This window comes from Mucilaginibacter sp. P1_D10, from assembly GCF_056406215.1.
Genome location: NZ_JBFUAP010000004.1, coordinates 457,177 through 463,529 on the forward strand (window position 1 = coordinate 457,177; position 6,353 = coordinate 463,529).

Genomic DNA, 6,353 nt, shown 5'->3' on the forward strand with positions numbered 1-6,353 from the left:
CTTTTATTTTGAGCCAATACATACACCTCTTCGCCATGAAAATAGAAACCATAGCCATACATGCAGGCAACCATACCGATGAGTCCTCAAAAGCCGTTGTGCAGCCCATCGTAATGGCTACCACCTTCGAGCGCGCCGAAGACGGCAGTTTCCCCGGCGGACATATTTACAGCCGTGCATCTAACCCTAACCGTGCCTCGTTAGAGAACGTATTGGCTCAATTAGAAGGCGGCGAAGATGCGGCTGCCTTTTCATCGGGCAATGCGGCGGGCATGTCGGTTTTTCAATCCCTGCAGCCGGGCAGCCATATCATTGCGCCCGACGATATGTATCATGGGCTACGTAACCAGTTGAAGCAATTGTTTGCCGGCGTTTTGGAATTCGATTTTATCGACGTGAACGATAGCGAAGTGCTAAAGACGCATATCAAAGCCAATACCAAACTTATCTGGCTGGAGACCCCTTCCAACCCGCTTTTGAAGGTAACGGATATTAAAGCAGTAGTGACTATAGCCGCAGCGCATGATATAAAAGTAGTTTGCGACAATACCTTCGCTACGCCGCTTTGCCAGCAGCCGTTGGCTTTGGGTGCCGATATGGTAATGCACTCCACTACCAAATACTTTGGTGGTCATAGCGATTTGATGGGCGGCGCGCTTGTCACCTCTAAGAAAGACGACTGGTGGGAAAAGATACGCGCCGTACAAACCATGGGCGGCGCAGTGCCCTCCCCTATGGATTGCTACTACCTCACACGCAGCATCAAAACACTGCCTTACCGCGTTCGCGGGCATGTGAAGAATGCGCAGCTACTGGCCGACTTCCTGGATAATCACGACAAAGTAGCGCAGGTGTTATACCCCGGTTTGCAATCGCACCCGCAATATTCGATTGCCAAAGAGCAGATGACCGGCTTCGGTGCTGTGCTCTCCTTTTTGCTGAAAGATGGCGAAGCGGAGGCCAGGCGCGTAATCAACGCCCTGAAATTGTTCACCCGGGCCACCAGCCTCGGCGGCGTGGAAAGCCTGATAGAGCACCGCGCCTCGGTAGAAGGGCCGGATACCAAAACACCCTTTAACTTATTGCGCGTATCAGTTGGGCTGGAGCATATAGATGATTTGATTGCGGATATGGAGCAGGCGTTGGGGTAAGGGAACTAACCCTTGCAGGGATAGCTTGCGAGCACCAAGCCCTCCTACGGAGTGCAAAATTAACTGGGCCGTTTTTCTACCAACCAATTGTCCCGATGGGACAATGAAGGAATATGCGCCTGCTTGATTCAGAAATGTGATTTTATGATATCAGATTAATACATTTCTAAACAACTAAAAGTTTCTCGCATCCCATCGGGATGCCTGGTTGGTAGAAAAAATAAGTAAATTGGCTCGTTCCATAGGAACGAATGGTGGTTCGCAAATATGATTGACCGACATGGCTAACAGTTATACCCAGCTTCATATCCAATTTGTATTTGCCGTAAAATACCGTGGTGCCCTTATTGATAGCGCATGGAAAGTGCGGCTGCATCAATACATTACCGGCATCTTCCAGCAAAACGAACACAAAATGCTGCAAATAAACAGCATGCCCGATCATATTCATATTTTTATAGGCATGAGGCCGCATCAATCGATATCCTCGTTAGTGCAGAATGTGAAAACGGAAAGCACTAAGTGGATAAAGGCACAGGAATTCTGTCAGCAACCGTTTGCATGGCAAGAAGGATATGGTGCGTTTTCGTATGGAAAAAGCCAAATTGATCAGGTTGTTAGGTATATTAAAAACCAGGAAAAACACCATCATAAGAAAACCTTTTTAGAAGAATATCGCGAATTCCTAACGGCGTTTGAAATAGACTGGGATGAGAAATACATCTTCAAAGAATTGGAATAGTCGCGAACACCAGGCGTTCCTATGGAACGCTTAAGAGATTCTTTCAATATTTCTACCAACCAGTTGTCCCGATGGGACAAAGCCAGACACAATAACATTACGGATGTTGATTAATATGTCGTCTTCGCGCTTTTGGGTAAAAAAAACGCTTATTACAAGGTGCTATCCTACCACTCACAATAAAATTAAAATATTATTTGGATATTAAAACGGCATTGCCCTATATTTGCCCACGTTAATCGGTAGAGATACCTTAATCAATTCCCCTCAAAAGGATTTTGGTTTATAAAGAAGCGGCGAGAGATCAGGCTCGAAAACCCGCTGGCAACCCTCCAAATTGGAGAAGGTGCCAATTCCTGTCCCGGAAAAAGAATACCGGGGGATATAAATTTTTAATCATGAAAAGTACAATTTACGTAGCTCAGCAAAACAACCAGCAATCCCAATCGGGACTATCTTCTGCATACAACCAAATTATTGGCTGTATTTGCATGTGTTGCTGCTGCTAATCCCGTAACACGTTCCCCCTTTTTATTTTCCGGAAGCACGCGTGATACCCTAAAGGATATGCTTATCCTATCGTAATTAAATATTTTTCATACAAAACCCTTTAAATCTACAGATTATGTCAAACTTGAAATTCGAAACCTTACAACTGCATGCAGGCCAGGAGGCCGACCCTACCACAGGCGCGCGCGCCGTTCCTTTGTACCAAACTACCTCATACGTTTTCAATAGTGCCGAACATGGTGCCAACCTGTTTGCGCTGAAGGAATTCGGCAATATATATACCCGCCTCATGAACCCTACTACCGATGTGTTCGAAAAACGCATCGCGGCTTTAGAGGGCGGCGTAGCGGCTTTGGCAACAGGTTCCGGCCAGGCGGCGCAATTCCTGGCGTTGAATAATATACTGCAGGTTGGCGATAACTTCGTTACCTCGCCATACTTGTATGGCGGCACTTACAATCAGTTTAAAGTTGCCTTTAAGCGTTTGGGGATAGACGCGCGTTTTGCTGCCGATGACACCGCCGAAAGCATAGAGCCGCTTATCGACGATAAAACCAAAGCAATCTACGTGGAAACCATAGGAAATCCCGGCTTTAACATCCCCGATTTCGAAAAATTGGCAGCACTGGCCAACAAACACGATCTGCCGCTAATAGTAGATAATACATTCGCTGCAGGCGGTTACCTTTTCCGCCCATTGCAACACGGTGCGCACGTGGTGGTAGAATCTACCACCAAATGGATAAACGGCCACGGTACCAGCATTGGCGGCGCTATTATAGATGGCGGTAACTATAACTGGGGCAATGGCAAATACCCGCAATTTACTGAGCCATCAGAAGGGTACCATGGTTTGGTTTTTGCCGATGTATTTGGCATCAACGGGCCCTTCGGTAATATTCAGTTCATTATCCGCGCCCGTGTGGAAGGGCTGCGCGATTTCGGTCCATCGCAATCGCCATTTAATTCGTGGTTGAATATACAGGGACTGGAAACCCTTTCCCTGCGCGTACAACGCCACGTAGACAACGCACTGGAACTGGCCAAATGGTTGGAGCAACATCCACAGGTAGCCAAGGTAAATTACCCGGGCCTGGAGTCGTCTCCGCAGCATACCCTTGCCAAAAAATACCTCAAAAATGGCTTCGGCGCGGTGCTTTCCTTCGAGTTGAAAGGCGATAAGGAGTTGGCTTCCGCAGTTATAGACAACCTCAAACTGGTAAGCCATCTGGCTAACGTGGGCGATGCCAAAACCCTGATCATACAGCCATCAGCAACTACGCACCAGCAGTTGAGCGATGCCGAGCAGCTTTCTGCAGGCGTTACCCCTGCCCTGCTGCGCGTTGCCGTTGGCATTGAACATATTGATGATATTAAAGCCGATTTTGAACAAGCATTTGCTAAAGTAGCAGAGCTGGAACTGGCTTAAGTTTTTTCTTTTTTAGTTTTTTTAAGTGGTGTTGCCGGGGAGCGGTTGTATAACAACTGCTCCCGAAGCAACAAAAAGTATAGAGATGAGTTTAGAAAGTTTTACCTACACCGGTGTATTCGAGCTGGAAAGCGGCAGTAAAATAAAGGACCTGCAAATAGGCTACAATACCTATGGCACCCTCAATAAAAACCGCGATAACGTAGTTTGGGTATGCCACGCACTTACCGCAAATTCTGATGTTTTTGATTGGTGGAAAGGCCTCTTCGGCGAGCATGATTACTTTAACCCCGATGAGCATTTTGTTATCTGCGCCAATATCATCGGCTCGCCTTACGGAACCTCAAATCCGCTGAGCATCAACCCTAATACCGGTCAGCCTTATTACCTGGCTTTCCCCGAGTTTACCATCCGCGATATGGTGAAGGCGCATAAGCTATTGGCCGACCACCTCGAAATAGAACACATCGAGTTGTTACTAGGCGGATCTTTAGGCGGCCAGCAGGCGTTGGAATGGAGCATTACCGAACCGGCGCGCATCAAAAACCTTATCCTCATCGCTACCAACGCACGCCACTCGCCATGGGGCATCGCCTTTAACGAATCGCAACGACTGGCCATCAGGGCAGATCGTACCTTCTACGCCAACGCGCCTGATGGTGGAAGCAAAGGACTGCTGGCAGCGCGCAGCATAGCGCTGTTATCCTACCGCGGGTATAAAACCTACGATATTACCCAACAGGAAGAAGATAGCGCCCATACCGATAACTTTAGAGCATCGAGCTACCAGGCTTATCAGGGCCAAAAACTGGTAAACCGGTTCAATGCATACAGCTACTGGTATTTAACCAAAGTGATGGATTCGCACAACGTGGGCCGCGGACGTGGCGGGGTAGATAAAGCCCTGAGCCTTATCAAAGCCCGCACGCTCGTTATCGGCATCAAAACTGATGTGTTGTTCCCTATAGAGGAGCAGCAATACCTGTTCAGGCATATCCCCAAATCGGCCTTTGCCGAACTGGATTCCTTTTACGGACACGACGGGTTTTTAATAGAAACACAAGACTTAACCAAAATAATCACATCCTTTTTTAAGACGGATGTTAAAGGGAAAATAATAGAACTGCAAAAAATCGCTTAATGAGTAAGAAACTAAATATTGGCCTCTTCGGTTTCGGAGTGGTAGGCCAGGGACTGTACGATATCATCCGCACTAAGAACCTCAACCTCGAAATAAAGAAAATAGCCATCAAGAATCCCGGCAAGCTACGCAGCCTGCCGCAGGAATTGTTTACTACGGATAGGGACGAGATACTGAACAACCCCGAGATAAATACTGTAGTAGAGCTGATAAACGATACCGAAGCCGCTTTCGAAATCGTGTCGCGCGCTTTGGCATCCGGCAAAAACGTGGTATCGGCCAGCAAAAAAATGATTGCCACCTACCTGCACGATCTGATTGCCCTGCAGGAAAAACACGGCACTTCGCTGCTTTACGAGGGCGCCGTTTGCGGCAGTATCCCCATCATACGAAACCTGGAGGAGTATTACGATAACGAACTGCTGCATTCCATCAGCGGCATATTCAATGGATCGAGCAACTATATCCTATCTAAGGGCTTTTTAGAAAACCTGGATTATGATACGGCACTGAAGCAGGCGCAAGACCTGGGCTTCGCCGAAACCGACCCTACCATGGATGTAGGCGGTTACGACGCTAAATACAAACTGGTTATTGCCGCCGCGCATGCTTACGGTGTAATTGTTGAGCCGGAAACCGTGTTCAACATTGGTATACAGAACCTCAGCGCAAACGACATACAATATGCCCGCGAAAAGAACCTAAAAATAAAACTGGTGCCCGTGGCCAAGGAGCTGGATGCCCGCAATGTGGCCCTGTTCGTGCTGCCTAAATTTGTAAACGAAACCGAGTTTTTATACAACGTGGAGTACGAATATAACGGCGTAACGGTACAAGCCGCCTTTGCCGACCAGCAATTTTTCTTTGGCAAGGGCGCAGGCGGCCACCCTACCGGCTCGGCAGTATTATCAGATATTGCGGCGCTGCGCTACGATTACGGCTATGAGTACAAAAAGGCCAAAGAAATTAAAGGTCTGCAGTTCACTAATAACGTAGAATTGAACATTTACCTGCGTTACGAGGATGAAGCTTTGGTAGAAGCTTTAGGCTTCGAGCATATTCAGGAGCGTTATTATTCGGGCAGTTATAAATTTGTGATCGGAAAAATAAATCTGCAAAAACTAATCGACAACCAGCAACGTATATCAGAGAACAAGGCATTCGTAGCCTTTGCCGATCAGCTAACGGGGGTCAATTTAGCCCCGGCAAAATCTTGATGCCGCCGGAGTTTTTAGTAGATTCTCCGGCATCGAGTAGGAAAGTAGGGATTAGTTCCCTACTTGTCCTCTCACACCACCGTACGTGCCGTTCGGCATACGGCGGTTCATTAAACAGTAACAGTCTTAAGTGGGGTTGAGATGTCTTTGAGACTTACAAAGC

The 6,353-nt window shown here is 47.5% G+C and carries 5 protein-coding genes and 1 riboswitch; all 5 genes read left to right on the plus strand.

Annotated features, from left to right (window positions below):
* The first annotated feature begins 35 nt into the window (after positions 1-35).
* The 5 genes from AC1DYT_RS08745 (at position 36) to AC1DYT_RS08765 (ending at position 6,190) form a co-directional block, all read left to right on the plus strand.
* Positions 36-1,151 carry a trans-sulfuration enzyme family protein gene (locus AC1DYT_RS08745; protein WP_477469240.1) on the plus strand — a complete coding sequence of 372 codons (1,116 nt, stop codon included), beginning with the start codon at positions 36-38 and terminating at the stop codon, positions 1,149-1,151.
* A 280-nt stretch (positions 1,152-1,431) separates the two neighbouring features.
* Positions 1,432-1,893 (plus strand): IS200/IS605 family transposase, encoded by a 462-nt coding sequence (gene tnpA / locus AC1DYT_RS08750; RefSeq protein ID WP_477469241.1) that lies wholly within the window; start codon positions 1,432-1,434, stop codon positions 1,891-1,893.
* 280 nt (positions 1,894-2,173) lie between these two features.
* A riboswitch (SAM riboswitch) is annotated at positions 2,174-2,284 on the plus strand.
* 234 nt (positions 2,285-2,518) lie between these two features.
* Positions 2,519-3,832: an O-acetylhomoserine aminocarboxypropyltransferase/cysteine synthase family protein gene (locus tag AC1DYT_RS08755; protein ID WP_477469242.1), complete on the plus strand. Its 1,314-nt coding sequence runs from the start codon at positions 2,519-2,521 to the stop codon at positions 3,830-3,832.
* Between the two features lie 85 nt (positions 3,833-3,917).
* On the plus strand, positions 3,918-4,973 hold the full coding sequence (locus tag AC1DYT_RS08760) for a homoserine O-acetyltransferase family protein (RefSeq protein WP_477469243.1): 1,056 nt from the start codon (positions 3,918-3,920) through the stop codon (positions 4,971-4,973).
* The gene (locus AC1DYT_RS08765; protein ID WP_477469244.1) at positions 4,973-6,190 is read left to right on the plus strand and encodes a homoserine dehydrogenase; all 1,218 of its coding nucleotides are present in this window, start codon (positions 4,973-4,975) and stop codon (positions 6,188-6,190) included. Before AC1DYT_RS08760 ends, AC1DYT_RS08765 begins: the two co-directional genes overlap by 1 nt.
* Positions 6,191-6,353 lie beyond the last annotated feature (163 nt).